This window comes from Streptomyces sp. ATexAB-D23 (assembly GCF_000373645.1).
Taxonomy (GTDB): domain Bacteria; phylum Actinomycetota; class Actinomycetes; order Streptomycetales; family Streptomycetaceae; genus Streptomyces; species Streptomyces castrisilvae.
The window spans coordinates 36,554-61,427 of sequence record NZ_KB892016.1; the positions used below are offsets into that span (position 1 = coordinate 36,554).

A 24,874-nucleotide genomic window follows, 5' to 3' on the forward strand; every position below is an offset into this window, starting at 1 on the left:
ACGTCACTCCGGACAGCCGGGACAACGCCGGACAAGCGCCGGACAGTCACCGTACGCAAGGGCTCGGTCACTGCGCACGGTACGCAGAGGCGGCCACGCTGAGTGATGTGAACCAACAAATCGTCGGCCCTCAACGGCCCATCACCGAGCGCGCGTTCACCGTGCGGCTCTCCCCCACCCGCCGGGGCGCCCGGCTCGCCCGACTGCTCACGGTGGCGCATCTGGACCTCTGGGGCCTGCCTTCGGCGGCGGCGGCGCACATCGTCGCCGAGCTGGCCGCGAACGCGGCGGCGCACGGGAGAGTGCCGGGCCGGGACTTCCAACTGGCCGTGACCGCAAGCGAAGGCACCACGCTGCGGATCGAGCTGACGGACACGAAGGGCGACAGCCTGCCCGTGGCGGCATCCGCGCCCGACGAACACTCCGAAAGCGGACGGGGTCTGCTGATCGTCGAGGCCATGGCCGACCGCTGGGGCGTGGCCCTGGGGCCGGTTCCGCGCAAGACGGTGTGGGCCGAACTCGACCTCGTACCGTGACGCGATCGGTCCACCGGGTCGCGGAAATCCACGACCTGGGTCCATGGGTCGTGGAAACCCGCGACCCGGTGCGCCACGACAACAAATGCTTTGAAAGAAACCGGGGAAAGAACCAACCCCACCCCACCCGACCCCCGTACGAACCTTCATCACTCGCGCGGGTGACAAATGGCAACTGGGCTGGATTTGAGGCAGGTTGTCGGGCATATGCTCGCGGCATCCACGTCAGACACAAGTCGGCCCCGACTGGGACAGTGAATCCCGGACGGGGCCTGACCACCGAGGAAGAAGAGACCTTCCCGATGACTGCCCAGCAGGTTATCGCGCCCCCGTGCGCCCCGCCCGGCCCTCCCGGTGACGTCACACCGACCTCCGGTGTCATCCACGTCAACACCCGCCACACGTCCCGCTTCACGGTCATCGGCAACCACCTGGCCCAGCACGACACGCTCTCCCTCCTGGCGATCGGGCTCGCCGTCCACATCCAGTCGCTGCCCGAGGGCGCGAAGATCGGCGTCAAGGCGCTCGCGGCCCGCTTCCCGGAGAGCGAGATGCGTATCGCGGCGGCCCTGCGCGAGCTGGAGGCGGCGGGTTATCTGCGCCGCACCCGCGTACGCCTCGGGGACGGCCGCGTAGTGACGCGCACGGAGTCGTACAACCGGCCGGGCACCACCCCCGAGCGCCCCGCACCCCCAACACGCCCCCAACCCCGGCCCACCGCTGCCCCAACACCCCCACCCGCTCCCGCTCCTCCCCCCACCCCTGCCCCCGCCACCGCCCCCACAGTCACACCGCTCCCGGCACCGCTCCCCCAGCCCCGCACCCCCACCGACGCCCTTCACCGCACGGCCGCCCTGCTCCTGGCGGATCTCCGTCGCCACGCTCCCGAACTGATTCTCTCCGAGGCGGACATCGCCACCCTCGCCCCGGGGGTCGCCACCTGGCTGGAGCGCGACGCGCACCCCGACACCATCCGCCGCGCCCTCACCACGGGCCTCCCGGCACCGGTCACACACCCGGCGCGCCTGCTCCGCCACCGGCTCACGACCCTCCTGCCACCCCCACTCCCGGCCCCCGCCGACCTCCCCCCGCAACACCCGGCCCCCACCGTCATCCCCCTCCAGAACTGCGACGACTGCAACCGCGCCTTCCGCGCCCCGGAACCGGGCCCCTGCCGCGACTGCCGGAACGGCGGTTTCCAGTAACGGAAACTCAACCCTCTTGCTCCCTGGCAACGGGACGAGCAAGCATCGGATCACCGCACTCGCCCATAAGGAGACTCCGTGAAGCTGACACGACTGGTTGGCCAGTGCGACGAGGGCGAGTGCCCTGCGATCTACGCCACGGACCGAGGAACGCTTGCCGTCCAGGGAAGCCGTTTAGCCGACCACGGGCTGAACGTTCCCGTTCACGAGGCGCTGGTGGAGATTCCGGTCGAGCTCATCCGAAAGGCCATGCGTGACAACCTCATCTAAGTCCATCGGAAACTGGCTCGACGACTTCGAGCGGGAAGCGTTCCGGCTTGAGACTCTGGACGATTACAGCAAATCGGGCGGCGTGGAGGCATACCAAGCGTTCCTGGCCGGAGAGCCGCAGCCGGAGAGTTACAGAACAGCCGGCTGGATCACGACGGTGGGGAACGCGGTCCGGTCAGGGAAGCGGATCTATCGCGTACACGTCCTCGCCCGCCCGTTGACGGACTATCTGCGCTTCGAGCTGTCCTGGGGATACCGCCGTAACATGACCGCAGGTGAGGAGTTCTACATCCTGGATACCACCGTCCAGGGAAACCCCATCGCGGATGCACCGGATTTCTGGATGTTCGACGAGCGGGCTGTCGGGACGATGAGCTACACACAGGACGGCAGGTACACCGGCTCCGAATTCCTCGGAGAGGACCGACTGCCGGATTTCCTGACGTTCAGGGACAAGGCGATGGAACACGCCGTCCCCTTCGCTGAATGGTGGTCGAAGTACGGCGAGTGAACAAATACAGCCTTGGGCCCGCACTGCGGGAACTGCGGGAGTCTTCCGGGCTCGAAGCAAAAGCAGTTGCCCGTGGTGCTGCCATGTCCCGGTCCAAGTTGTCGAAGATCGAGAACGGAAACACGGCTCCGAGCGTCACCGATGTCGACTGCATCCTCACCGCCATAGGCGTATCGGATGAGGCGAAGGCCGAGTACATGGCTACGGCCAGGGAAGCGGCGACGGAAGCCACGGCATGGCGACTGATTCGACGGCTGGGCTACAGCCGCAAACAGCAGCAGGTTCAGGCCCTCGAATCACAGACCACGCTGCTGCGCCTGTTCCAGTCCTCTCTTGTCCCCGGCCTGCTCCAGACACCCGAATACGTGCGGGCGGTCTTCGCTCGACGGAACTTGAGCGAAGCCCAGTTGGAACGCACGATCGGCGCAAGACTGGCGCGGCAGGGTGTCCTGTACTCGGAAGGAAAAACCTTCCGTTTCATCATCACGGAGCCGGTGCTCCGATGGCGGATCGTTCCGCCCCTGGTGCTGGTCGGACAGCTCGATCGAATCATTTCGGTATCCCGACTGCCCAATGTGGACATCAGGGTCGTCGAATTGTCTGCCCCGCAGCATGATTTCCCCGGGCACTCGTTCTCGATCAAAGATGACCGAACGGTGGCCATCGAGACCATCCACGCGGAAACGGTGGTGACCGATCCCAGGGACATCGCGCTGTACGTGTCCAAGTTCGAGGGATTCAGTGTGGCCGCCTGTTCCGGTGAAGAGATGCGCACGCTGGTCGGAAGGGTCCGGGACGACCTTTTGCGTGAACAGGAAACTGCCTAGAAACCGACCCCGCACCCGGTCACGATGAGGTGTCGATTCCCGAAGTGAAGAAGGGTGTGCCATGACAGCCACGGTGGAAACCGCTATCGCTATGCGGCGCGGACGGGACCTCCTCGATCCCGAACTGTTCGAGAAGGTGTCCGAATTCTGTGCTGCGGAGTACGGGCACGAAATGTGCACGGCCCGAAACGTCGTGGACCAAGCCCTCGCCTTCCTCAAGGTCATGGGCGACGCCCGCGCGTTCGACATGACCCCGTCCCGGATCGTCGACCCGGGCTGGCATTCGTTCGCGCTTCACACCCGCGCCTACGCCGCCTGGTGTCAGGAGCAGTTCGGCTATTTCCTGGATCACGAACCGGGAGCCACCGTTCGCACACGCCCGCTGATCGGCTCCGTGGCGGAGCGGATCAAGGCAGCCGGCTTCCACGTCGACGAGCGGATGTGGGGTGTGGCGAAGGAATGCAATCCTCCGACCTGTTGCGGCGACGGCGACGGTTGCTGAGCGAAGGTGCCGCCCACGGCATCCGACGGCGGGCTGACCGGCAGCAGCAGAGTGACCGTGTACGTCATCTTCGGCGTGGTCTTCGGGTACGCCACCCACCACCTCGACGAGCGCCGGCTCGGAGACGTCGCCGTTGTCGGCCCCCTGACTCCCGGGGTCGAGTGGGGACGCCTGTGGCAGATGGCCCGCCACTGCGAACGCCCCACGGCCGGCGAGACCGAACTGGCCCAATGGGTGCTGACACAAGCCACTCGGGCGTTCGTGTGCGGCAGCGACCGCATCGCTCACTTCCAGGAACGCAGGTGGAAGTTGGAACCCGTCGGCAAGTGCGTTCGCTTCAACTCGACGTATGCCAACCGCGACCAGCTCTGGACGGGAAACATGACCATTGACGGGCTCGCCCCCGACCTGATCTCGGAACGACACACGCTCTACCCAGCCTGATCGTGCCTTTCGGGGACCCTCGCGGCCATCGCACATACAGACAACCCGACGGCAGTGCGATACTGGTGGCCGTGGACACCTCTTTCTACAAGTCCTTCATGTCGGAAGAAATCAGGGACGAGGGCCGCACAGAAGGCCGGGCGGAAGGCCGCACAGAAGGCCGGGCGGAAAGCCTCCTGCTGATTCTCGGCGTACGCGGTATCGCAGTCACCGACTCGATCCGCGACCAGATCACCACCTGCACCGACCCCGAGATCCTGCACGAGTGGCTCCAACGCGCCGCCACGGCTTCCTCGGCCGAGGAAGTCTTCCGCACGCCGTGAGCGGACAGCCGTCGGCGACGTCATGGCCGAGCCGGCCCGCCCCCGCGCGGGGGCGGGCCGAGCAAGGATCTCGGCGGGCCGCTCAGGGGCAGGAGCCGTCGAAGTCGTCCTCGTAGGTGCGGTACACCGGGGCGGGCTTGGCGCCCTTGCCCGCGGTGGACGCGGTGGGGTATTCGATGACGGGCACGGGCTTGCAGACGGCCCACTTGCGGGTGTCCGGGGAATCGTCGAAGCCGAAGGTGCCACTGGCTCCGCGCACACAGTTGACGCAGCTCGCGCCGGTCTCGGTGCCCAGGATGTTCATGTTGACGACGGTGTTGTACACGTCGTCGTGGTTGGGCAGGTCAACGGCTGCCGGCCCGTCGCCCTTCGGGTCCTCCCGTTCGCCGTTGATGTCGTCGTACGCCCGGTCGGTGGCCTGGGCAAGCACGGTGAAGGCGTCGTGGTACATGACCGCGTAGCCGTCGTCCAGGGGCTTCGCGCCCCATGCCTGGGCGTCCGGCAGGCGCTTGCGGAGCTTCTCGAAGTACTCCAGGAAGCCCCGGGGCCCGGCCGTGAGGCGGTCGGCGCTCTCCCAGGACAGGGTGTCGACCGAGGCAGCGCCGACGAGAGTGATCCGGGAGTCACGCAGGTGTGCGGTGATCTCCGGCCCCGTCGACTCGGGGTCCATGCCGATCCCCACCTTGAGGATGCGGGTCGGCTGGTCGTGGGTGCAGGAGGGCTCGCTCGCCAGACGGTTCACCAGATGGGGCAGGTCGTGATCACGGCCCGCGAAGAACACCGTGTCCGCCTTGGTCAGGCAGATGCTCCGGGCCACGTCGGCGAAGCGCTGCGGGACGCCCTTGTCGTCACCTATGAGCCCGAGGTAGGACGCCTGGCGCTGCTTCAGCCCGTACTTCTCGCCGAAGTGCTTGAGGAAGACGTCCCTCAGGTCCGCCGAGTAGCTGTCGCGCTCCCGCCGGTCGGACACCAGGAAGCCGGTTCCGCCCCCGGGCTTCCTCTCCAGGTACGCGTCCAGTGCCCGCACCAGGAGGTCGTTCGACGGCGAGGTCTTGAAGAAGTACCCGGCCTGCATCGTGGTCGACGTGAGGATCGGGCCGATCGTCGGAATCCGGTGCGCGGAAAGCGCGTTGGCGGCGGCGAGCGTGTCGGGATTGCTGTTGGGCATGCCGAACACGCCGACGAGCGGCGACTCCTCGTCGGCGGCCATCGGCGCCAGCCGGTCGACCACGGGCCGCCAGTGGTCGAGGTTCTTGCCGTCATCGGCCAGCAGCAGCTGGTAGTGGGGCCCCGCCTGTGCGTTCGCCCGGAGCTGTGCCACATGGGCGCCCACCAGGGCACGGGCGATCTGCGCCGTACTCATGGCGCTCGTGGCGTCCGTGGTGAACGGCATCATCAGCGCGATCCGCACGTAGGGGATGCGCGCCCGGCCGTTCTCGGGGTCCTTCCACCCCTTCTCCACGCGGTCGTTCTCGTCCGCCACGGCCTTTATCAGGCTCTTCAGTTCCGGGTCACCGTCCAGGACTCCCGCGGTGACGCCGACGCATTCCTTCGCCGCCTCCTCGAAGCCGTCGCCGCACTTCTCCGGCAGCATCCGTACGACCGCGAAGGCGGCTGCCGCGAGCAGGAGGACGCCCACGGCCAGGGCGATGACCTTGTCCGCCGGGCCCATGGCCCGGTTCCTGAAACGCTCCAGCACAGTTCTCACTCCTCGCCGCGGAGAGGGCCGCGTCCGTAGTCCGGTCCGTACGTGGGCCAGGGCCTGCGCTCACGTACGGCGGCGGGCCAGGAGCGTGCCGCCTCGTTGAGCACCACGCGGCCCGACGGATGACGCATCGACAGGAAGGCCAGTTCGGCGCCGATGTCCTCGCACAGGTCGTCCATCGGTTCCGCGTACGTCTCGGACAGGTACCAGAGAGCGTGCAGCAGCCGGTTGACGGACCGGTGTATGTCGTCGGCGTCCTCGTACAGGTGGTCGTGCGCACCCCGGGCGATCTCCGCACGGTGGTCGGCCCACTGCGACCGGGGAGGATGCGGGGCCGAGGCGACGTGGGGCAGTGCCTCCAGCCAGCGGCCGGCGGGCCAGCTCCCGAAGTAGTCGGTCAGCTTGCCCACCACCGGCTCCGCGTCCCCGATGGCGAGCTCGTGCCGCAGGACGTCCGGCTCGTGACCGGCCCCGCGCTCCTCGTGATGCTGCCGCAGGAGGCCGTGCAGGTCCGCCCAGCGCCGTCCCGGCCCGGCCTCGGCGCAGGTCCGGCGGGCCTCGTGGACCAGCAGGGCCCGCAGGAAGGGGTCGGCCACGAAACCCGCGTCCGGACCGGGCGGGTCCCCGTCCCCCGCCTCCGGTTCGCCGTCGGCCCAGTGCTCCTCCACCAGATAGCGGGCCGCCGTGGGAAGCCCCGCGCCCGGGAGTCCGCCGTCGGCGAGCACGGCCGCCGTGGTCAGCACCTGTGCGGCGGCCCGGTCACGGGCCAGGGCGAGCGGTGCCAGGTGGGCGCGCAGCTGGGGCTGGGGCACCAGCCGCTCCAGCAGCACCTCGCCGGCCGGCCGGCCCTCCGCGACGGGCAGGTCGAGCAGGGACTCGGGGGCAACGGGGTCCTGCGCGCGGACGACCGCCTCGCACAGCACCCGGCTGCCCTGCGGATGGCCTCGCGTGAGGGAGTACAGGGCGGACGGAAGGTGGCGGGGCAGCGGCCCCCTGGCCTCGTCGAGCATCAGCAGCAGGTCGCCACGGCCCAGCGGTGACAGCGCGGCCGTCAGTACCCCGGCGGACGGGGAGGACGCGACGGTGCGCGCCCAGCCGGACTCGTGGACGAGTGCGGGCAGGTCCCGGACCGTCGCGTCCGGATAGAGTGCCTCGCCGCTCCCCAGCCGGGTCGCCACGACGACCAGCGGGTCCCGGACGCCTGGGCCGGGCACCGACCGGTGGTCGAGCAGCAGGCCGACGAAGCGCCGCCCGGCCGCGGTGTGCGCGTTGTCGATCAGGACCAGGGGCCGGGGGGCCCGGTTGACCCGCTGCCACCGCCCGTAGGCGTCGGCGAGGTCTTCGAGGAACGCCGCGGTCAGCGTGCGCTCGACGGCGTCGCGGAAGTCGCCCCCCTGGTGGAAGCGGAGGCTCAGCCGGATCAGGGCGTCCACCGCGTCCTCGGAACCGCTGGAGCGGCTCCGGTACCACCGCTGCACCGACTTCTCGGCGCGACCGCGCGCGTGCCGCCCGAAGTACTGCTGCACGACCGCCTCGGTGACAGGGGCGAGATCGTGCTGCCGCCGGTCCGGGTCCGCGAGGCGTTCACTGACGTCGTACGTCCAGTCGGTGCCCTCCACCTCCGTTCCCCCCGCGGCCTTCGTCAGGCCGCAGGCGACGAGCAGGCGCCCGATCCGGTTACGGGCCAGCGCCTGCTGCTCCTGGTCACCGCGGTGCCAGCTGGACACGGCGAACAGCCCCGGCAGCAGGCGGGAGAAGCGGAGCCGCGCCGCCCCCGGTACCGCCGGTGCCAGTCCGCAGACCAGCTGCTCCAGGATCTCGACCACCGCCGAGGTGTTGGCCGCCGCGGGGCCGGACCTGTGTGCCCGTTCGACCTGCGCGGCGTCGACCCTGCCCAGGGGAATCCGCCCGCGGTAGAAGTCGTCCAGGGCGTCGAGCACCGCCGTCCTGCCCATTCCGTGGCTCCCGCAGAGCAACGTCACCGGCAGGTCGTCCCGGTGTTCCTGGGGGACCAGTTCCCGCCGGTCGGGCGCCATGCCCACCAGCCGGGGCACCAGTCCTCGCAAGATCGCGTCCCGTGCGTACAAAGGCGTCCGCATCGCCCGTCCCCCCGTTCTGCCGTCCTTCTCCGTTCTGCGCGGCCCCCGCTCCACGTGTCCGCCGCGGTGCGTCCCTGCCGGGCGTCAGCCGCCGAGCATCCTCCCGAGCGCCTGGCCGACCGCGTCCATGAGGAGCTGCCGGCCGACCGTGTCGGGGGCGGAGGCGAGGCAGCCCCTGATCCGTTCCATGAGGCCGCGCTGCCGGTCCGGGGGCGGCTCGTCGTCGGGATCACCGCCGCCCGCCAGCGAGTTCGCACTGCGCAGCAGGGACGCGAGCGATTCCGCGTCGAGGTCGAGCGCCGGCGCCAGCTCCGTGATGAGCCGGGCGAGACCACCGGGCGGGAGCGCGGTGTGCATCTCGATCGAGGTGTGCACGCTGTGGTCGGAGTCGCCCTGCGTGAGGTGCTCTATCGTCCCGGCCTCTATGTGGGTGTGCTGGGTCGGTCGGCGGTACTCACGCTGCCGCGCCACATACGCGCCGACATCCGCGACGCCGGCCAGCACGACGGCCACGCCCTGCGAGGTGAGCTCCACGTGCGAACCGACGTCGTGGTGGAACGGCGGCCCCTCGCAGGTGATCAGGTCCTCGTCGGCCAGATAGCTGAGGGCTCGGGCGACCTCGCTGCGGGAGAGGGCGTCGCCGAGGAAGAAGACGTCCGGCGAGTCGAGGAAGCCGCTGATCCGCAGGGGCTGCCGGTGCGCGTTGGCATGGACCCAGTGCAGTACGGCCCGTGCCGCGTGGCGCGTCCGCTCGGCGGCGTTCGCGCGCAGGGCCTGGAGACGGCGGGCGCGGGCCGCCCCGGCAGCCCGGAGGGTGACCACGGGGGCCCCGGTTCCCGGGCCCGGACCGCCGACGGTCTCGATCAGTTCCTCGGCGCACAGATGGTCGACCAGGAGCCCGACGGCGCTCATGGGAATGCTCTGGAGGGAGCCGAACCCCGCACAGGAGACGTGCCGGTCCAGCCCGCCCTCCGCCCTGTCCCAGACCCACAGCAGAAGGCGGGGGCCGTACCTGTCGACGTACGCGTCGAGGGCGTCGTGGCCGGGTAACGCCGGTAGAGGATCTGACACAGACGGGGTCCTGTTCATACTGGTGTTCAACGGCTCAGCTGCCGCACCTACCCCGGTTTCACTCCTCTAATCAGCTTCACCTCACGTGCCGCTGATTCAACTTCGTTACGAAAAAGCGGAGTTGACGATTCGACCACTGTCGCGCCGGGTGCGGAACCGCAGCCGACAGCGCAGCCCCCGGCGGGGAGCCGGGGGCTGCGCTGTCCGTACGGGCGGGGGCGGTTCCGCCCGCTGTCACGCTCGGCGACGGCGGAAGGGGACCTCAGGGCAGGTTCCGCGCCATGACGATCCGCTGGACCTGATTCGTGCCTTCATAGATCTGCGTGATCTTGGCGTCGCGCATCATCCGCTCCACCGGGTAGTCCCGCGTGTAGCCATAGCCGCCGAGGAGCTGGACCGCGTCCGTCGTGATCTCCATGGCGACGTCGGAGGCGAAGCACTTGGCCGCAGCGCCGAAGAAGGTGAGGTCGCCGTCGAGGCGCTCGGACTTGGCGGCGGCCGAGTAGGTGAGCTGGCGGGCCGCCTCCAGCTTCATGGCCATGTCCGCGAGCATGAACTGCACGCCCTGGAAGTCGCCGATCGGCTTGCCGAACTGCTTGCGCTCCTGGACGTAGCCCTTGGCGTAGTCCAGCGCGCCCTGGGCGACACCGAGTGCCTGGGCGGCGATCGTGATGCGGGTGTGGTCCAGGGTCTTCATCGCGGTGGCGAAGCCCGTGCCCTCCTCGCCGATCATGCGGTCGGCGGGGATGCGGACGTTGTCGAAGTAGACCTCGCGCGTCGGGGAGCCCTTGATGCCGAGCTTCTTCTCCGGGGCGCCGAAGGAGACGCCCGGGTCGGACTTCTCCACGACGAAGGCGGAGATGCCCTTGGAGCGCTTGGTCGGGTCGGTGACCGCCATGACCGTGTAGTACTCGGAGACACCCGCGTTGGTGATCCAGCGCTTCACGCCGTTGAGGACCCAGAAGTCGCCGTCGCGTACCGCGCGGGTCTTCATGCCGGCCGCGTCGGAGCCCGCGTCCGGCTCGGAGAGGCAGTACGAGAACATGCCGTCGCCCTTGGCCAGCGGGCCCAGGTACTTCTTCTTCAGGTCCTCGGAGCCGGACAGGATCACCGGGAGCGAGCCGAGCTTGTTCACGGCCGGGATCAGGGAGGAGGAGGCGCAGGCGCGGGCCACCTCCTCGATCACGATGACCGTGGCGAGCGCGTCGGCGCCGGCGCCGCCGTACTCCTCCGGAACGTGGACCGCGTGCAGGTCGGCGGCGGTGAGGGCGTCCAGCGCCTCCTGCGGGAAGCGGGCCTCCTCGTCGACCGCGGCCGCGAACGGGGCGATCTTCGCCTCGGCGAGCGCACGCACCGTCTCACGGAGCATCTCGTGCTCCTCGGCCGGACGGTACAGGTCGAAATCGGTCGAACCCGCCAAGACGCTCACTCCCCAGGGTGCTAACTACCGTTAAGTAACCCAATTTTAGGCGCCTTCCCCTCCCCCGGCATACGCGCTGGGGCCGTGAGCTTCGCGACAGCCGGAAATGGGAGGTTCCAGGGGCAGGACTATGCTCGTTCACCGCACGTCTGTCCGCATCTCACAGGAGCACTACATGGCCCTCAGGATCACCGTGATCGGCACCGGCTACCTGGGCGCCACACACGCCGCGGCCATGGCGGAGCTGGGGTTCGAGGTCCTCGGGCTGGACATCGTGCCCGAGAAGATCGAGATGCTGTCCGCCGGCCGGGTCCCGATGTACGAGCCGGGTCTTGAGGAGATGCTGAAGCGGCACGTCGCCGGCATCGAGGGCGCCACCGGACGGCTGCGGTTCACCACCTCCTGGGAAGAGGTCGCCGAGTTCGGCGATGTGCACTTCGTCTGCACCAATACGCCGCAGAAGCACGGCGAGTACGCCTGCGACATGTCCTACGTCGAGAGCGCTTTCCAGTCGCTCGCCCCGCTGCTGACCCGGCCCGCCCTCGTCGTCGGCAAGTCCACCGTGCCCGTCGGCTCCGCCGCCCGCCTCGCCGCCCGCCTCGCGGAGCTGGCCCCCGTGGGCGCCGACGCCGAGCTGGCGTGGAACCCGGAGTTCCTGCGCGAGGGCTTCGCCGTCGACGACACCCTGCACCCGGACCGGATCGTCGTCGGCGTGACGAGCGAGCGGGCCGAGAAGCTGCTGCGCGAGGTGTACGCCGTACCGGTCGCCGAGGGCTCCCCGTTCGTCGTGACGGACTTCCCGACCGCCGAGCTGGTGAAGACCGCCGCCAACTCCTTCCTCGCCACCAAGATCTCCTTCATCAACGCCATGGCCGAGGTCTGCGAGGCCGCCGACGGCGACGTGCTGAAGCTCGCCGAGGCGATCGGCCACGACGAGCGCATCGGGAAGAAGTTCCTGCGGGCCGGTATCGGCTTCGGCGGCGGCTGCCTGCCCAAGGACATCCGCGCCTTCATGGCCCGCGCCGGCGAGCTGGGCGCCGACCAGGCGCTGACGTTCCTGCGCGAGGTCGACTCGATCAACATGCGCCGCCGCGGCCACATGGTCGAGCTGGCCCGCGAGGCCGTCGGCGGCGACTCCTTCCTCGGCAAGCGGGTCGCCGTGCTGGGCGCCACGTTCAAGCCGGACTCGGACGACGTACGCGACTCCCCCGCGCTCAACGTCGCCGGTCAGATCCACCTCCAGGGCGGCCAGGTCACCGTCTTCGACCCCAAGGGCATGGACAACGCCCGCCGCCTCTTCCCCACCCTCGGGTACGCGGACACCGCCCTGGACGCGGTGCGCGGCGCCGACGTCGTGCTGCACCTCACGGAGTGGCGCGAATTCCGCGAGCTGGACCCGGAGGCGCTCGGCGCCGTGGCGGGCCGCCGGATCATCCTCGACGGGCGCAACGCACTCGACCCCACCGTGTGGCGCGAGGCCGGCTGGGCCTACCGGGCGATGGGCCGCCCGACCGCCTGAGACACCCGGATCAGCCGCGCTTCGCGCGGTACGTACGCATCTTCGCGCGGGCGCCGCACACCGACATCGAGCACCACCTGCGGCGCCCCGCCGGGCTGCGGTCGTAGTACGCCCACCGGCAGTCCGCCGCCTCGCACACCTTGAGCCTGGCCCACGTGCCTTCGGCCGAGGCCACGGCGATGGCGGCCGCGACCCTCGCCGTCAGACCGGGCGGCTCCTCCACCGGCCGCAGCGCCGCCGCACCCGCCGCGTCCACGGTCACCCGCAGCGGTGCCCCGGCGAGCAGCCGGTCCAGCGCGAAATCGCCCTCACCCTCGTCGCGGTGGCCCGCGTGGGCCAGGCAGACCTCGCGCAGCGCCTCGCGCAGGACGCGGGCCGCCGGTACGTCCGGCTCCGCGAGGGCGAACGCGGCGCGCCCCTGGGCCGTGTCGAGGGTGTCCGCGCCGGTCTCGACGTCCAGGGTGTTGACCAGCGCTTCGACCAGCGCGAGCCCGCCGGGCGCGGAACCCCTCTCATTCATGGTTGCGACGGTACCTCCGGTACGGCAGCATGCAGTCACGGTTACCGGTTGAGAGCTTTAAACGGTAACCACTTGTCCGTAGTCTGCCCGCGCATCTGCCCGAGGAGAAGCAACATGGCTGTGGCCGCACTGGGTGCCGTCGTCCTGGACTGCCCCGACCCCCTCGCCCTGGCGAACTTCTACGCCGCGCTGCTCGGCGGCGAGGTCGAGCAGCAGGAGGACTGGGTGGACCTCACGGGGATCACCGGCACCCCGCTCGCCTTCCAGGCCGCGCCCGGCTTCGTACCGCCGAAGTGGCCGCGCCCCGACGCCTCGCAGCAGCTCCACCTGGATCTGACCGTGGCGGATCTGGACGCGGCGGAGCGCGAGGTGCTGGCGCTGGGCGCGACGGTGCTGGAGGCGGAGGACCGGGAGCGGTCCTTCCGGGTGTACGCCGACCCGGCGGGGCACCCGTTCTGTCTCTGCGCCTGTTAGGGAGCGTTGAGGAGGCCCCGGTGTGCGCTCAGGCCGCCGGGGCGTCCAGCTGTCCGATCGTGGCGTGCGACGGGCCGCGGCGCGTGCGCAGGTCCCGCGCCACGTCCTCGGCGGCGCGCAGCACCCGTACCGCGTTCTGCCAGGTGAGCTTGGCCAGGTCGGCGGCGGACCAGCCGCGGCCCAGCAGCTCCGCGATCAGGTTCGGGTAGCCGGCGACGCTCTCCAGGCCCTCGGGGAGGAACGCGGTGCCGTCGTAGTCGCCGCCGATGCCGATGTGGTCGATGCCCGCGACCTCGCGCATGTGGTCGAGGTGGTCGGCGATGGTGGCCACGGTGGCCTTCGGGCGGGGGTTCGCCGCCTCGAACGCGGCGTGCGCCTTCATCGCGCGCTCGGTGGTGTCCAGGTGGTGGAGCCCGTTGGCGCGCAGGTTCTCGTCGGCGGCGTGCGTCCAGGCGACGGCCTCCGGCAGGACGAACTTCGGTACGAAGGTGGCCATCGCGATGCCGCCGTTGGCCGGGAGCTGGGCCAGGACGTCGTCGGGGATGTTGCGCGGGTGGTCGCAGACGGCCCGGGACGAGGAGTGCGAGAACATCACCGGGGCCGTGGAGGTGGCGAGCGCGTCGCGCATGGTCGTCGCCGCGACGTGCGAGAGGTCGACCAGCATGCCGGTGCGGTTCATCTCCCGTACGACCTCGTGGCCGAACGGCGAGAGGCCGCCGACGCCCGGTTCGTCGGTCGCCGAGTCCGCCCAGGCGATGTTGTCGTTGTGGGTGAGCGTCATGTAGCGGACGCCGAGCGCGTACAGGCCGCGCAGGGTGCCCAGCGAGTTGTCGATGGAGTGGCCGCCCTCGGCGCCCATCAGGGAGGCGATCCGGCCCTCGGTGCGGGCCGCCTCCATGTCGTCGGCGGTCAGGGCGCGGCGCAGGTCGGCGGGGTAGCGGTCGAGCAGCTCGGCGACGGCGTCGATCTGTTCCAGGGTGGCGCTGACGGCGGCGTCGCCCGCCAGGTCGGAGCGTACGTAGACGGACCAGAACTGCGCGCCGACACCCCCGGCGCGCAGCCGGGGGATGTCGGTGTGCAGGTGGGCCGACTGGTCGCCCGCGATGTCGCGGGCGGCCAGGTCGTAGCCGACCTGTTCGCGCAGCGCCCACGGCAGGTCGTTGTGGCCGTCGACCACGGGGTGCTCGGCGAGGAGCTGCCGTGCCCGGTCCAGTCGGTCCGTCATGGTCCCTACTTCCCGAAGCCGAAGGAGTCCGCGCCCTCGACCTTGTGGCGCAGCCGCTTGCCCTTCTCGGTCGCCTGGTCGTTCAGCTCGTCCAGGAAGTCCGTCATCCGGCGCTGGAGTCCGGGGTCGGCCGCGGCGAGGACGCGGACGGCCAGCAGGCCCGCGTTGCGCGCGCCGGCGATGGAGACGGTGGCGACGGGGATGCCGGCGGGCATCTGGACGATGGACATGAGGCTGTCCATGCCGTCGAGGTACTTCAGCGGGACCGGTACGCCGATGACGGGCAGCGGGGTGACCGAGGCGAGCATGCCGGGCAGGTGGGCGGCGCCGCCCGCGCCCGCGATGATCGCCCTGAGGCCGCGGCCCGCCGCGTTCTCGCCGTACGCGATCATCTCGCGCGGCATGCGGTGCGCGGAGACGACGTCGACCTCGTACGGGATCTCGAACTCGTCCAGCGCCCTGGCCGCCGCTTCCATGACGGGCCAGTCGGAGTCCGAGCCCATGACGATGCCGACGACGGGTGCGGCGGAGGCGGGGGAAGTCATTCGGTGATCGTTCCTCGCAGGTAGTCGGCCGCGTGCCGGGCGCGCTCCCGCACGTCCGCCAGATCGTCGCCGTAGGTGTTGACGTGGCCGACCTTGCGGCCGGGCTTCACGTCCTTGCCGTACATGTGGATCTTGAGCTGCGGGTCGCGGGCCATGCAGTGCAGGTAGCCCTGGTACATGTCCGGGTAGTCGCCGCCCAGGACGTTGCACATGACCGTCCAGCCGGCGCGGGGGCGCGGGTCGCCGAGCGGGAGGTCGAGGACCGCCCGGACGTGGTTGGCGAACTGCGAGGTGATCGCGCCGTCCTGGGTCCAGTGCCCGGAGTTGTGCGGGCGCATCGCCAGTTCGTTGACGAGGATGCCAGGGGTCCCGTCGTCGCGACGGGTCTCGAACAGCTCGACCGCGAGGTGGCCGACCACGCCCAGCTCGGCCGCGATCCGCAGCGCCAGCTGCTGGGCCTCGCCCGCCAGCGCCTCGTCGAGGTCGGGGGCGGGGGCGATCACCGTGTCGCAGACGCCGTCGACCTGGATGGACTCCACGACGGGGTAGGCGACGGCCTGGCCGTGCGGCGAGCGGACGATGTTGGCAGCCAGCTCCCGTACGAAGTCGACCTTCTCCTCCGCGAGGACCGGGACACCGGCCCGGAAGGGCTCGGCGGCGTCCGCCTCGGAGCGGACCACCCAGACGCCCTTGCCGTCGTAGCCGCCGCGCACGGTCTTGAGGATGACCGGAAACCCTCCGGCCTCCTCCGCGAAGGCCACCGCGTCGGCGGGGTCCTTCACGATGCGGTGGCGGGGGCAGGGCGCGCCGATCTCGGTGAGCCTCGCGCGCATCACCCCCTTGTCCTGGGCGTGCACCAGAGCGTCGGGGCCGGGACGCACGGGGATGCCGTCCGCCTCCAGGGCCCTCAGGTGCTCGGTCGGCACGTGTTCGTGATCGAAGGTGATCACGTCACAGCCGCGCGCGAAGGCCCTCAGCGTCTCCAGGTCGCGATAGTCGCCGACGACGACTTCGCCCACCACCTGGGCCGCGGAGTCCTGAGCGGTGTCGCTGAGGAGCTTGAACTTGATGCCGAGGGGGATGCCCGCCTCGTGGGTCATACGGGCGAGCTGACCGCCACCGACCATGCCGACTACCGGGAACGTCACGCTCCCAGGGTATCCGCACCGCCCGTGGGCGGCCCTGGGCGGGGCCCGGCCCCGCCACACGCGCGCCGGTACGCACAGGCGTCCGCCGGGTGTCCTGGTTAGCATGGCCGGGTTGACGGAACATGGAGCGGAACCGACGGACGGGCTGAGCGATCACATGAGCGAACGAGGCCCACTGCGGGCCCGGCTGGAACTGCTGGCCCGTGAGGTCGCCAAGTTCGGCGTGGTCGGCGCGGTCGGCCTGGTGGTCAACATCGCCGTGTCCAACCTGCTGTGGCGCTACACGGACATCCCGACGGTGCGCGCGGGCCTGCTCGCCACGTTCGTCGCCATCCTCTTCAACTACGTGGGCTTCCGCTACTGGACGTACCGCGACCGCGACAAGTCCGGCCGCACCCGTGAGCTGACGCTGTTCCTGCTGTTCAGCGCGGCGGGCGCGGTCATCGAGACCGGTGTGCTGTACGTGGCGACGTACGGGTTCGGCTGGGACACCCCGGTCCAGAGCAACGTCTTCAAGATCGTCGGGATCGGTGTCGCGACGCTGTTCCGCTTCTGGTCCTACCGGACGTGGGTCTTCAAGGCGCTGCCCGCGCCCACGGAGGCGGTGTCCGACAAAGAGGCCGTGGTGACCGTGCCGGCCCCGGCCGTGCGGGTGTCCGCCGTGCGGGGCGAGGCGGACCCGGCCCGCCGGTAGGCGCGGGGTGTGGGGACGGGCACGCTCCCGCTCACCGCACCGGGCGTTCCGGTTCGTTCCGGTTCAGGGCCACCCGGCTGAGGAACAGGGCGAAGACCGGCGGCTGCTGCTGGAGCAGTTCCAGACGGCCGCCGTCCGCCTCCGCGAGGTCACGGGCGACCGCGAGGCCGATGCCCGTGGAGTTGCGGCCGCTGATGGTGCGCTCGAAGATCCGCGCGCCCAGGTCGGCGGAGACCCCGGGGCCCTCGTCCGTCACCTCGATCACTGCCTGGTTGCCGGTGACCCTGGTGCGCAGGGCGACCGTGCCGCCGCCGTGCATGAGTGAGTTCTCGATCAGCGCGGCCAGCACCTGGGCGACCGCGCCGGGGGTGCCGACGGCGCTGAGCCCCTGTTTGCCGGAGCAGACGATGGCGCGGCCCTCGCCCCGGTAGGCGGGGCGCCACTCCTCGATCTGCTGCTTGACGACCTCGTCCAGGTCGAAGACGACCGCGGAGCCCGTCCGGGGGTCCCGGGCGTTGGTCAGCAGCCGCTCCACCACGTCCGTGAGCCGCTCGACCTGGGTGAGGGCGATGTGCGCCTCCTCCTTCACGGTCTCCGGGTCGTCGGTGAGGGAGATCTCCTCGATCCGCATGGACAGGGCCGTGAGCGGCGTGCGGAGCTGGTGCGAGGCGTCGGCGGCGAGCCGGCGTTCCGCGGTGAGCATCCGGGCGATCCGTTCGGCGGAGGCGTCGAGCACGTCCGCGACGCGGTCCAGCTCGGGCACCCCGTACCGCCGGTGGCGCGGGCGGGGGTCGCCGGAGCCCAGGCGTTCGGCGGTCTCGGCGAGGTCGGTGAGCGGCGAGGCCAGCTTGTCGGCCTGGCGCACGGCGAGCAGGACGGCCGAGATGATGGCGAGCAGCGCCACCGCACCGATGATCATCAGAGTCCGGCCGACCTCGCGGGTGACGGCGGAGCGGGACTCCTCGATGGTGACCTTCTCGCCGTGCTCGCCCGTCTCCGTCGCGGTGATCACACTGCCGCTGGGGCGGTCACCGACCTCGACGGGGGCTCGGCCGGGAAGTTTCACCAGGGCGTACCGGTTGTCGTCGATCTGCTCGTCCAGCACCTCGGCGTTGATCCGCTCGGCGCTCACGAGCCGGCTCTCGATGACGCTGATCAGCCGCAGCGCCTCGGAGTCGACGCTCTCCTGGGCGCTGCTGCTGATGGTGCGGGTCTCGACGAGGACGAGGGAGACGCCGAAGACGGCGATCACCACGAGCACGACGGCGAGGGTGGAGTTGATCAGTCGTCGGCGCATGCCTGCTTCTGTACGTCAGCTCGTGCGGATGGCGTGGAGCGCGGTCACCCCGGCGAAGGACGGTCCCCCTGGCGGAGGGCGGTCACCCCGGCGGGGGCGGTCCCCGGCGGAGGGCGAGCACCCCGGCGGGAGGGCGGGCGGTCACCCCGGTGGGGGGGCGGTCACCCCGGTGGGGGGGCGGTCACCCCGGTGGGAGGGGCCTCAGCTCTTCTCGAAGCGGAAGCCGACGCCCCGGACCGTGGCGATGTAGCGCGGGTTGGCGGCGTCGTCGCCGAGCTTCTTGCGGAGCCAGGAGATGTGCATGTCGAGGGTCTTGGTCGACGACCACCACGTGGTGTCCCAGACCTCGCGCATGAGCTGGTCGCGGGTGACGACCCGGCCCGCGTCGCGCACGAGGACCCGGAGCAGGTCGAACTCCTTGGCGGTGAGCTGGAGTTCCTCGTCGCCCATCCAGGCGCGGTGCGACTCGACGTCGATGCGGACGCCGTGGGTGGCGGGCTGGGGGACGGGCTCGGTGGCGCCGCGCCGCAGCAGCGCCCGGACCCGGGCGAGCAGTTCGGCGAGGCGGAAGGGCTTGGTGACGTAGTCGTCGGCGCCCGCGTCGAGCCCGACGACGGTGTCCACCTCGTCGGCGCGGGCGGTCAGCACCAGGACCGGCACGGTGTGGCCCTCGGCACGCAGCCTGCGGGCGACTTCGAGGCCGTCCATCCCGGGCAGCCCCAGGTCGAGCACGACCAGGTCGATGCCGCCCTGGAGGCCGGCGTCGAGAGCGGTCGGGCCGTCTTCCCGCACCTCGACCTCGTAACCCTCCCGCCGCAGGGCGCGGGCCAGCGGTTCCGAGATGGATGCGTCGTCCTCGGCGAGCAGTACACGGGTCATGCACTGATGGTAGTCCGCGCGGCGGACGGGAAGGGCTGCGATCGAGAAGCCCTGCGGGTCTGCGCCCCGGCACCGAGGACACCTTCGAATATGGGAGTGTGGTTGCACCTGGACCTGTGATCCATCTCTCAAGTCCTTCCATATCGGTCTCTGTCGTGGCGTATGGTGTCTCGACGCCTATTGCACTACTCAAGGACCTTTGGGCAGCCCTGAGCGCCAAGGGTCCCTTTTGTGTGCGGGGCCGGTACCCGCCGGCCCGGAATTTTCAGTGAATGACCTGTGGGCCGGGCCCGGACGCCGATGAGGGCGTTCCGGGTGTGGATCCCGTCGCGGTGGGCGTACCCGCGTCGGTGCCGGCCTCCCCCCACCGGGCGCGTACCGCCTCACCGAGGCGTCGCGTCCCGAGCACACAAGGATCGATCATGGCGTCCAGCCTGACGAAGGACCCGTCGAGCACCGCTGGTGGTGAGAAGACCTTCTTCGGCCACCCCCGGGGCCTGGCCACGCTCTTCATGACCGAGATGTGGGAGCGCTACAGCTTCTACGGCATGAAGGCACTGCTCCCGCTGTACCTGATCGCGCCCGGCGGCATGCACATGAACGCCACCACGGCCACGACGATCTACTCCGCCTACATGGCGATGGTCTACCTGCTCGCCATGCCGGGCGGCTGGATGGCCGACCGCTTCTGGGGGCCGCGCCGGACGGTCGCCATCGGCGGCGCCGTCGTCATCCTCGGCCACATCACGCTCGCGGTGCCCAACTCGGCGACCTTCTTCGCCGGTCTCGCCCTCGTCGCTCTCGGCTCGGGGCTGCTGAAGGCCAACATCTCCACGATGGTCGGCCACCTCTACAAGGGCCCGGAGGACCCGCGGCGGGACGGTGGCTTCACGCTCTTCTACATCGGCATCAACGTGGGTGCCTTCCTCGCCCCGCTGTCGATCGGCACCGTCGGCGAGAACGTCAACTGGCACTTCGGCTTCGCGCTGGCCGCGGTCGGTATGGCCCTGGGCCTCGCCCAGTTCATGCTCGGCACCCGCCACCTGAGCCCGGAGAGCGACGTCGTCGCCACCCCGGCGACGGAGCAGGAGAAGAGCTCCGCCCTGCGCAAGGGTCTGATCTGGCTGATCGTCGCGGCCGTCTTCTACGGCCTGCTCGGCATCACCGGCAACTTCGTCGACTGGGGCGTGCTGCCGATCACCCTCGCCGGACTGGTCATTCCGGTCGCCGTCCTGGTCCGTATGAAGCGCGACAAGGAGCTGACGAGCACCGAGCAGTCCAAGCTGTCGGGCTACATCTGGTTCTTCGTGGTCGCCGCCGTCTTCTGGATGATCTACGACCAGAACGGCTCGACCCTGTCGATCTTCGGTGAGCACTCGACCACGAACACCCTGCTCGGGTTCCACTTCCCGACGTCCTGGTACCAGTCGCTGAACCCGATCTTCGTCATGGCGATGGCCCCCGTGCTCGCCTCGGCGTGGCTGTGGCTGAACAAGCGCGGCAAGGAGCCGAGCACCGCCGTCAAGTTCGCCTCCAGCCTGGTGCTGATCGGCGTCTCCTTCGCCGTCTTCCTGATCCCGCTGCTCGACACCGCCGCCAACGGCGGCAGGGTCAGCCCGATGTGGCTGGTGGCGATCTACTTCATCCAGACGGTCGCCGAGCTCTGCCTCTCCCCGGTCGGCCTGTCGGTCACCACGAAGATGGCCCCGGCGAAGTACAGCTCCCAGATGATGGGTGTCTGGTTCCTCGCCGTCACCGCGGGCGACTCCGTGACCGGCCTGCTCACCTCCAAGCAGATCGGCGTCAACCTCGACAACACCGGGGCCGTCGCCTTCGAGGTGGTCCTCGCCGTCATCGCGGGTGTCGGCATCTGGATGTACCGCAGGAAGGTCTCCCAACACATGGGCGACGTGCACTGACCGCGTAGCAGCACGGCACGCGTAGCCGCACGGCAGGGGCCGCCGCACCGTTTCCACGGTGCGGCGGCCCCTTGCGTGGTCCGTACGGGTCCGGTGCGTGGTCCGTACGGGTCCGGCTCAGCGTCCGGCGCGCAGCCGCCGCCACGGGGTGAACGTGAACACCGCGCCGCCCAGCAGGATCGCCGTGCCGGCGACCAGGCCGAGCGCGCGCAGGGTGCCGTGGTCGTCGGCCCCGGTGTCCGCGAGCCCGCCGCCCGACGCGGTGCCGCCGGCCGCCGCCGCGCCGCCCGAACCGGTGGAGCCGCCGCCGGACGCGCCGGAGGCGCCGCCCTCCTGGGCGGTGGTGTCGAGGGTGAGCGAGGCCTTCGGCGTGCCCGTGACCGTGCACGGGATGTTGATCTTCGCGCCGCCGAGCGTGACGTCGATGGTCAGGGTGCCGGGGGTCAGCGTGGACGAGCCGGTGGCGCCGGGCTTGTACGTGCCCGTCATGTCCGGCAGGTCGACCGGCTTGCCCGTCTCCAGGGGCTCGGCGTTGCCCGGCCCGGTGACGGTCACGGAGCCCTTGTCGTCGCCGCCGACGACGATCTCCATGGACGGCTTGAGCGCCCCGGCGGGCAGGGCGGCCGGGCTGTCCATCACACCCTTGGCCGTCTTGACCGTCAGCCCGTAGCTGCCGCCGTTCTTCTTGGCGTTGACCGTCACCTTGGAGGCGATGGAGGCGGGCCCCGGCGACTTGCAGGCGAAGTCGACGGCGACCTCCTTGCCGGGGAAGTCGGTGGTGCCGCCGCTGCCGCCGGTCGCCGAGCCCCCGGAGGACGTACCCCCGGTGGTCGTGCCCGCGGCGGTCGTGCCGGCGCTGTCACCGCCCGAGGCCGCGTCACCGCCCGTCGTGCCGCCGGCCGTGGTCGTCCCCCCGGCCGTCGTCCCTCCGTTCGTCGTGTCGCCGCCCGTGGTGCCACCCGTGGTTCCGCCCGTGCCGCCGTCCGTGACCTTGATCGTCGCGCCCGGCTGGACCGCCTCCTCGGGAGCGCACTTGGTGTCGGTGGAGATCGGCTTGGAGACGTTGATGGCGTACGCGTCCGGTGTCAGCGTCAGCTCGCCCGCCTTCTCCAGCTTCAGCGAGCCCTTCATGTCCGGAAGAATCATCGGACTGCCCTTGGGGATGGCCGGGTTCTGCCGGGGCCCCTCCAGCTTCAGGTCCCCGGTGGCGGACCCGCCCAGCTTGATGGTGCCGGCCGGTTTGACGGTGTCCTTGTCGAGATCGAGGATGTCGGGGTTGGCGGACGCGGCCTGGACCGTCTTCCACACGACCTCGACGGTGTCCCCGACCTCGGCCTCGGCGGGCGCGGTCAACTGGACCCGCGTGGTGCCGTGTACGGCCGGCAGTCCGGAGATGGCCGGGGGTATGCACTCCGTCTTGTACGAGATGTCGGCGGCCTGGGCCGGGCTCGCGGCCAGCAGCATGCCCGCCCCGCCGATCATCATCGCGACTCCCGCCGCGACCGTCCTGCGTTGCGTACTCACGAATGTCCCTTCGTCGTCGGGCTGTGCTCTGACGGTGCGGATTCGGGGGTGAACCAGGGCAGCGCGGCCGTACCGGTGGCCCGTGGTTCGCCGGCGGTCGTGGTGGGTACGGGCGCGGCGGGCGTACGCCGCAGCCTCGGGAGCCTCGCCGCCGCCCCGGCGAACGGGGACGCGCGCCGGCCTCCGCGGGACGCCTGCGCGGAGCGCGGCCGGACCCGGTCGACGACCGCCATGCCGATGCGGAAGACGGCCGCGGGCACCACGAGGCAGAGCAGGATCCAGAAGAGCGTGACGCCCCACGGGCGGCCGACCCCCCACGGCTGTTCGGCGAGGACCTTCGTGCCGTACTTCAGGGAGACCCGGTAGTCGCCGTGCGCGCCGGCCGCCAGCTCGACGGGCAGTTCGATACGGGCTTTGCGGCCGGGCTCGACGGTCCCGCGCCACTGCCGTTCCTCCCACTGCGGGGCGTAGACGCCGTGCGCGGTGCCGACCCGGAAGACCGGGTTCTCGACCGGGGCCGAGCCCATGTTGCCGACCGTGAACACGAGGCGCCGGGTGGGCGGTGCGCCGAACCAGGTGAGGACGGAGCTGTCGCCCTCCAGGCGGGTGGCGGCCAGGACGGCGAGCTTGCCCTGTCCCGTCTGCTCCGGCAGCGCGGCGACCGGGTGTCCGGCGACCACGAACACCGCGTCGGCCAGGGCCTCTTCCCCGGTGACCGTGGCGACATGCACCACGCAGGGGCACGGCACGGGCGGCTCGGAGACGGGCAGCTTCGTGCTGAACGCGCCCTTCGTGTCGGTGGTGACCGCCCTGCCGTCCGCGTTGGCGCAGGAGTTGGTGCCGCCGATCACGCCACGCGCGGGGCTGGACTGCCCGCAGACGAGCAGCATGAGCAGCGCGCCGGACCGCCAGCCGCTGCCCTTGACGGTGAGCGAACCGCCCTTGCCCGCCTCCTTGTCGGACAGCGTGACGGCCGGTTTCGGGGCGCTCGCGCTACGGCCGTCGGCGTGGGCGCCGGGTGCGGCCAGGAGCAGGGCGGGCAGGAGCACGGCCAGCAGGGCGGCGATGGTGTGTCCGCGGAGCTCCGCCGTACGCCGGGGCGTCGCGGGTCCGGGTCCGGTCCTTCCAGTCACGTGTCCGCTCCCGCCTTCACCAGGTGCCTCTCATCGGTGTGCTTCCGGGGTCCCGTGGGCGGGTCCTGGAGCGGCCCGGCCCGGCGCCCGCGCCCGCGCCTGCGCCGCAGGGCGTACCCGGACGCGGCGGCCACGAGCAGCAGGGCGCCGCCCGCCACGGGGGCCCGGGGGACGAAGAGCGCCGACGCCGTCGCCTCGTCGTGGGCGCCGCCCGCCGCCGTGACGCGCAGCCGTACGGTGGCGGAGTCCAGCGCGGGGGCGTCGGACCAGGGTTCGGTGAGCCGCGCCCGCCGGCCCGGCAGCAGCTCCACGGGCAGGGTGCGGGGGCCGCGCCGCAGGTGGGCGAAGAGCCCGTCCGCGCTGACGGCCAGCCGCGGTACGAGGACGGTGTTGCCCCGGTTGACCAGCGTGTAGCGGATGGTGCGGCCGTGGACCCCGACGTCCTCCACGGTGAGCGCGGCGAGCCTCGGCCCGCCGACCCGCAGCCGTACCCGCACGCCCACCGAGCGGCCGCCGCTCTCGGCGACGACCGCGCCGGGGTGGTCGCCGGGCGACGCGTCGGCGGGCACGGTGAAGGTGACGGGGACCTCGGCCCGGGTGCGGGCGGGCACGGTCACCTCGGTGCGCGCCGCCCGCAGCCAGGTCCCGGTGCCGGTGGAGCCGTCCGTTCGGCGTACCGCGAAGGAGCCGTCGCCGGCGTTGTACGCGTCGGCGCCGCGCAGTCGTACGGTGACCGGCTCCGTACCCGGGTTGGTGACCGAGAGCCGGTCCTTCAGGACGCTGCCGGGCAGGCCCTCCAGGTAGAAGTACGGCCGGGCCCCGGCCCGCCCGGAGCCGTGCGCCGAGGGGCTCGCCGAGGGATGCGCCGTCCACGCGGGCGCGGCGGGCTTCCCGGTGGCGGCGGCCGGGGCGGGCTTCTCGGTCGCGGCGGCCGGGGCGGGCCTCTCGGTCGCGGCGGCCGGGGCGGCGGTGCAGCACAGGGCGGCGAGCAGCGGAAGGGCCAGGGCGCGTCTGACGGTGTGACCGGGCGGCGGCATGGGCGGCTCCCTGGGGCGTGGCGGCGGGGGGCGGGTCGCGCGGGGAG

Annotated in this window: 25 protein-coding genes; 12 read left to right on the plus strand and 13 right to left on the minus strand. The window is 71.0% G+C overall.

Annotation, left to right across the window (positions count from 1 at the left end):
• Positions 1 to 107: 107 nt before the first annotated feature.
• The 8 genes from B082_RS0116780 (at position 108) to B082_RS0116815 (ending at position 4,618) form a co-directional block, all read left to right on the plus strand.
• Complete coding sequence (locus B082_RS0116780; protein WP_018552971.1) at positions 108 to 536, plus strand: ATP-binding protein; 429 nt, start codon at positions 108 to 110, stop codon at positions 534 to 536.
• Between the two features lie 302 nt (positions 537 to 838).
• On the plus strand, positions 839 to 1,741 hold the full coding sequence (locus B082_RS0116785; protein ID WP_018552972.1) for a hypothetical protein: 903 nt from the start codon (positions 839 to 841) through the stop codon (positions 1,739 to 1,741).
• Between the two features lie 78 nt (positions 1,742 to 1,819).
• Positions 1,820 to 2,011, plus strand: coding sequence for a hypothetical protein (locus B082_RS0116790; RefSeq protein ID WP_018552973.1), 192 nt, complete (start codon positions 1,820 to 1,822; stop codon positions 2,009 to 2,011).
• Positions 1,995 to 2,522 (plus strand): DUF6879 family protein, encoded by a 528-nt coding sequence (locus B082_RS0116795; protein WP_018552974.1) that lies wholly within the window; start codon positions 1,995 to 1,997, stop codon positions 2,520 to 2,522. The genes B082_RS0116790 and B082_RS0116795 overlap by 17 nt, the downstream gene beginning before the upstream one ends.
• On the plus strand, positions 2,519 to 3,349 hold the full coding sequence (locus tag B082_RS0116800; RefSeq protein ID WP_037710333.1) for a helix-turn-helix domain-containing protein: 831 nt from the start codon (positions 2,519 to 2,521) through the stop codon (positions 3,347 to 3,349). Before B082_RS0116795 ends, B082_RS0116800 begins: the two co-directional genes overlap by 4 nt.
• A gap of 61 nt (positions 3,350 to 3,410) precedes the next feature.
• A complete protein-coding gene (locus tag B082_RS36225) occupies positions 3,411 to 3,851 on the plus strand; it encodes a hypothetical protein (protein ID WP_026249873.1) in 441 nt (146 codons plus the stop codon).
• A gap of 6 nt (positions 3,852 to 3,857) precedes the next feature.
• Positions 3,858 to 4,295, plus strand: coding sequence for a hypothetical protein (locus B082_RS0116810; protein ID WP_018552977.1), 438 nt, complete (start codon positions 3,858 to 3,860; stop codon positions 4,293 to 4,295).
• Between the two features lie 71 nt (positions 4,296 to 4,366).
• Positions 4,367 to 4,618, plus strand: coding sequence for a hypothetical protein (locus B082_RS0116815; protein WP_018552978.1), 252 nt, complete (start codon positions 4,367 to 4,369; stop codon positions 4,616 to 4,618).
• Positions 4,619 to 4,700: 82 nt separating this feature from the next.
• Here the strand turns inward: B082_RS0116815 and B082_RS0116820 are convergent, their stop codons facing one another.
• From B082_RS0116820 to B082_RS0116835, 4 genes are all read right to left on the minus strand, one after another.
• Positions 4,701 to 6,317 (minus strand): hypothetical protein, encoded by a 1,617-nt coding sequence (locus B082_RS0116820; protein WP_234018169.1) that lies wholly within the window; start codon positions 6,315 to 6,317, stop codon positions 4,701 to 4,703.
• 5 nt (positions 6,318 to 6,322) lie between these two features.
• Entirely contained in the window at positions 6,323 to 8,422 is a 2,100-nt protein-coding gene (locus B082_RS0116825; protein WP_026249875.1) for a hypothetical protein, read from the minus strand.
• Positions 8,423 to 8,506: 84 nt separating this feature from the next.
• A complete protein-coding gene (locus tag B082_RS0116830) occupies positions 8,507 to 9,493 on the minus strand; it encodes a hypothetical protein (protein WP_018552981.1) in 987 nt (328 codons plus the stop codon).
• 262 nt (positions 9,494 to 9,755) lie between these two features.
• On the minus strand, positions 9,756 to 10,913 hold the full coding sequence (locus B082_RS0116835; RefSeq protein WP_018552982.1) for an acyl-CoA dehydrogenase: 1,158 nt from the start codon (positions 10,911 to 10,913) through the stop codon (positions 9,756 to 9,758).
• Positions 10,914 to 11,088: 175 nt separating this feature from the next.
• Here B082_RS0116835 and B082_RS0116840 point away from each other — a divergent pair, with 175 nt between their 5' ends.
• Positions 11,089 to 12,432, plus strand: coding sequence for a UDP-glucose dehydrogenase family protein (locus tag B082_RS0116840; RefSeq protein ID WP_018552983.1), 1,344 nt, complete (start codon positions 11,089 to 11,091; stop codon positions 12,430 to 12,432).
• 10 nt (positions 12,433 to 12,442) lie between these two features.
• Here the strand turns inward: B082_RS0116840 and B082_RS0116845 are convergent, their stop codons facing one another.
• The gene (locus tag B082_RS0116845; RefSeq protein WP_018552984.1) at positions 12,443 to 12,952 is read right to left on the minus strand and encodes a CGNR zinc finger domain-containing protein; all 510 of its coding nucleotides are present in this window, start codon (positions 12,950 to 12,952) and stop codon (positions 12,443 to 12,445) included.
• 114 nt (positions 12,953 to 13,066) lie between these two features.
• On the opposite strand from B082_RS0116845, the gene B082_RS0116850 reads away from it, so the two are divergent.
• Positions 13,067 to 13,426: a VOC family protein gene (locus B082_RS0116850; RefSeq protein WP_018552985.1), complete on the plus strand. Its 360-nt coding sequence runs from the start codon at positions 13,067 to 13,069 to the stop codon at positions 13,424 to 13,426.
• Positions 13,427 to 13,454: 28 nt separating this feature from the next.
• Here B082_RS0116850 and B082_RS0116855 read toward each other — a convergent pair whose 3' ends face one another.
• From B082_RS0116855 to B082_RS0116865, 3 genes are read right to left on the minus strand one after another with little or no spacing between them, the layout of a single operon-like run.
• Positions 13,455 to 14,651, minus strand: a complete 1,197-nt coding sequence (locus B082_RS0116855) for a dipeptidase (protein WP_018552986.1) — start codon at positions 14,649 to 14,651, stop codon at positions 13,455 to 13,457.
• 5 nt (positions 14,652 to 14,656) lie between these two features.
• Complete coding sequence (gene purE / locus B082_RS0116860; protein WP_018552987.1) at positions 14,657 to 15,196, minus strand: 5-(carboxyamino)imidazole ribonucleotide mutase; 540 nt, start codon at positions 15,194 to 15,196, stop codon at positions 14,657 to 14,659.
• Entirely contained in the window at positions 15,193 to 16,344 is a 1,152-nt protein-coding gene (locus B082_RS0116865; protein WP_078622586.1) for a 5-(carboxyamino)imidazole ribonucleotide synthase, read from the minus strand. Before B082_RS0116865 ends, purE begins: the two co-directional genes overlap by 4 nt.
• 157 nt (positions 16,345 to 16,501) lie before the next feature.
• On the opposite strand from B082_RS0116865, the gene B082_RS0116870 reads away from it, so the two are divergent.
• Positions 16,502 to 17,038, plus strand: a complete 537-nt coding sequence (locus tag B082_RS0116870) for a GtrA family protein (protein ID WP_018552989.1) — start codon at positions 16,502 to 16,504, stop codon at positions 17,036 to 17,038.
• A 31-nt stretch (positions 17,039 to 17,069) separates the two neighbouring features.
• Here the strand turns inward: B082_RS0116870 and B082_RS0116875 are convergent, their stop codons facing one another.
• Positions 17,070 to 18,335 (minus strand): ATP-binding protein, encoded by a 1,266-nt coding sequence (locus tag B082_RS0116875; protein WP_018552990.1) that lies wholly within the window; start codon positions 18,333 to 18,335, stop codon positions 17,070 to 17,072.
• 201 nt (positions 18,336 to 18,536) lie between these two features.
• On the minus strand, positions 18,537 to 19,214 hold the full coding sequence (locus tag B082_RS0116880) for a response regulator transcription factor (protein ID WP_018552991.1): 678 nt from the start codon (positions 19,212 to 19,214) through the stop codon (positions 18,537 to 18,539).
• A gap of 422 nt (positions 19,215 to 19,636) precedes the next feature.
• Here B082_RS0116880 and B082_RS0116885 point away from each other — a divergent pair, with 422 nt between their 5' ends.
• The gene (locus B082_RS0116885) at positions 19,637 to 21,133 is read left to right on the plus strand and encodes a peptide MFS transporter (RefSeq protein ID WP_018552992.1); all 1,497 of its coding nucleotides are present in this window, start codon (positions 19,637 to 19,639) and stop codon (positions 21,131 to 21,133) included.
• A gap of 117 nt (positions 21,134 to 21,250) precedes the next feature.
• On the opposite strand, the gene B082_RS0116890 is transcribed toward B082_RS0116885, so the two are convergent.
• From B082_RS0116890 to B082_RS39195, 3 genes are read right to left on the minus strand one after another with little or no spacing between them, the layout of a single operon-like run.
• The gene (locus B082_RS0116890) at positions 21,251 to 22,618 is read right to left on the minus strand and encodes a hypothetical protein (RefSeq protein WP_018552993.1); all 1,368 of its coding nucleotides are present in this window, start codon (positions 22,616 to 22,618) and stop codon (positions 21,251 to 21,253) included.
• Between the two features lie 35 nt (positions 22,619 to 22,653).
• Complete coding sequence (locus tag B082_RS0116895) at positions 22,654 to 23,790, minus strand: hypothetical protein (RefSeq protein ID WP_018552994.1); 1,137 nt, start codon at positions 23,788 to 23,790, stop codon at positions 22,654 to 22,656.
• On the minus strand, positions 23,787 to 24,827 hold the full coding sequence (locus tag B082_RS39195) for a hypothetical protein (protein ID WP_018552995.1): 1,041 nt from the start codon (positions 24,825 to 24,827) through the stop codon (positions 23,787 to 23,789). Before B082_RS39195 ends, B082_RS0116895 begins: the two co-directional genes overlap by 4 nt.
• Positions 24,828 to 24,874 lie beyond the last annotated feature (47 nt).

Excerpts from the sequence above, each read along its gene's own strand:
- B082_RS39195 (WP_018552995.1), bottom strand. The coding sequence starts at position 24,827 with ATGCCGCCGCCCGGTCACACCGTCAGACGCGCCCTGGCCCTTCCGCTG.
- B082_RS0116870 (WP_018552989.1), top strand. The coding sequence starts at position 16,502 with ATGAGCGAACGAGGCCCACTGCGGGCCCGGCTGGAACTGCTGGCCCGT.
- B082_RS0116855 (WP_018552986.1), bottom strand. The coding sequence starts at position 14,651 with ATGACGGACCGACTGGACCGGGCACGGCAGCTCCTCGCCGAGCACCCC.
- B082_RS0116845 (WP_018552984.1), bottom strand. The coding sequence starts at position 12,952 with ATGAATGAGAGGGGTTCCGCGCCCGGCGGGCTCGCGCTGGTCGAAGCG.
- purE (WP_018552987.1), bottom strand. The coding sequence starts at position 15,196 with ATGACTTCCCCCGCCTCCGCCGCACCCGTCGTCGGCATCGTCATGGGC.
- B082_RS0116890 (WP_018552993.1), bottom strand. The coding sequence starts at position 22,618 with ATGATGATCGGCGGGGCGGGCATGCTGCTGGCCGCGAGCCCGGCCCAG.
- B082_RS0116840 (WP_018552983.1), top strand. The coding sequence starts at position 11,089 with ATGGCCCTCAGGATCACCGTGATCGGCACCGGCTACCTGGGCGCCACA.
- B082_RS0116785 (WP_018552972.1), top strand. The coding sequence starts at position 839 with ATGACTGCCCAGCAGGTTATCGCGCCCCCGTGCGCCCCGCCCGGCCCT.
- B082_RS0116880 (WP_018552991.1), bottom strand. The coding sequence starts at position 19,214 with ATGACCCGTGTACTGCTCGCCGAGGACGACGCATCCATCTCGGAACCG.
- B082_RS0116825 (WP_026249875.1), bottom strand. The coding sequence starts at position 8,422 with ATGCGGACGCCTTTGTACGCACGGGACGCGATCTTGCGAGGACTGGTG.
- B082_RS36225 (WP_026249873.1), top strand. The coding sequence starts at position 3,411 with ATGACAGCCACGGTGGAAACCGCTATCGCTATGCGGCGCGGACGGGAC.
- B082_RS0116875 (WP_018552990.1), bottom strand. The coding sequence starts at position 18,335 with ATGCGCCGACGACTGATCAACTCCACCCTCGCCGTCGTGCTCGTGGTG.
- B082_RS0116885 (WP_018552992.1), top strand. The coding sequence starts at position 19,637 with ATGGCGTCCAGCCTGACGAAGGACCCGTCGAGCACCGCTGGTGGTGAG.
- B082_RS0116850 (WP_018552985.1), top strand. The coding sequence starts at position 13,067 with ATGGCTGTGGCCGCACTGGGTGCCGTCGTCCTGGACTGCCCCGACCCC.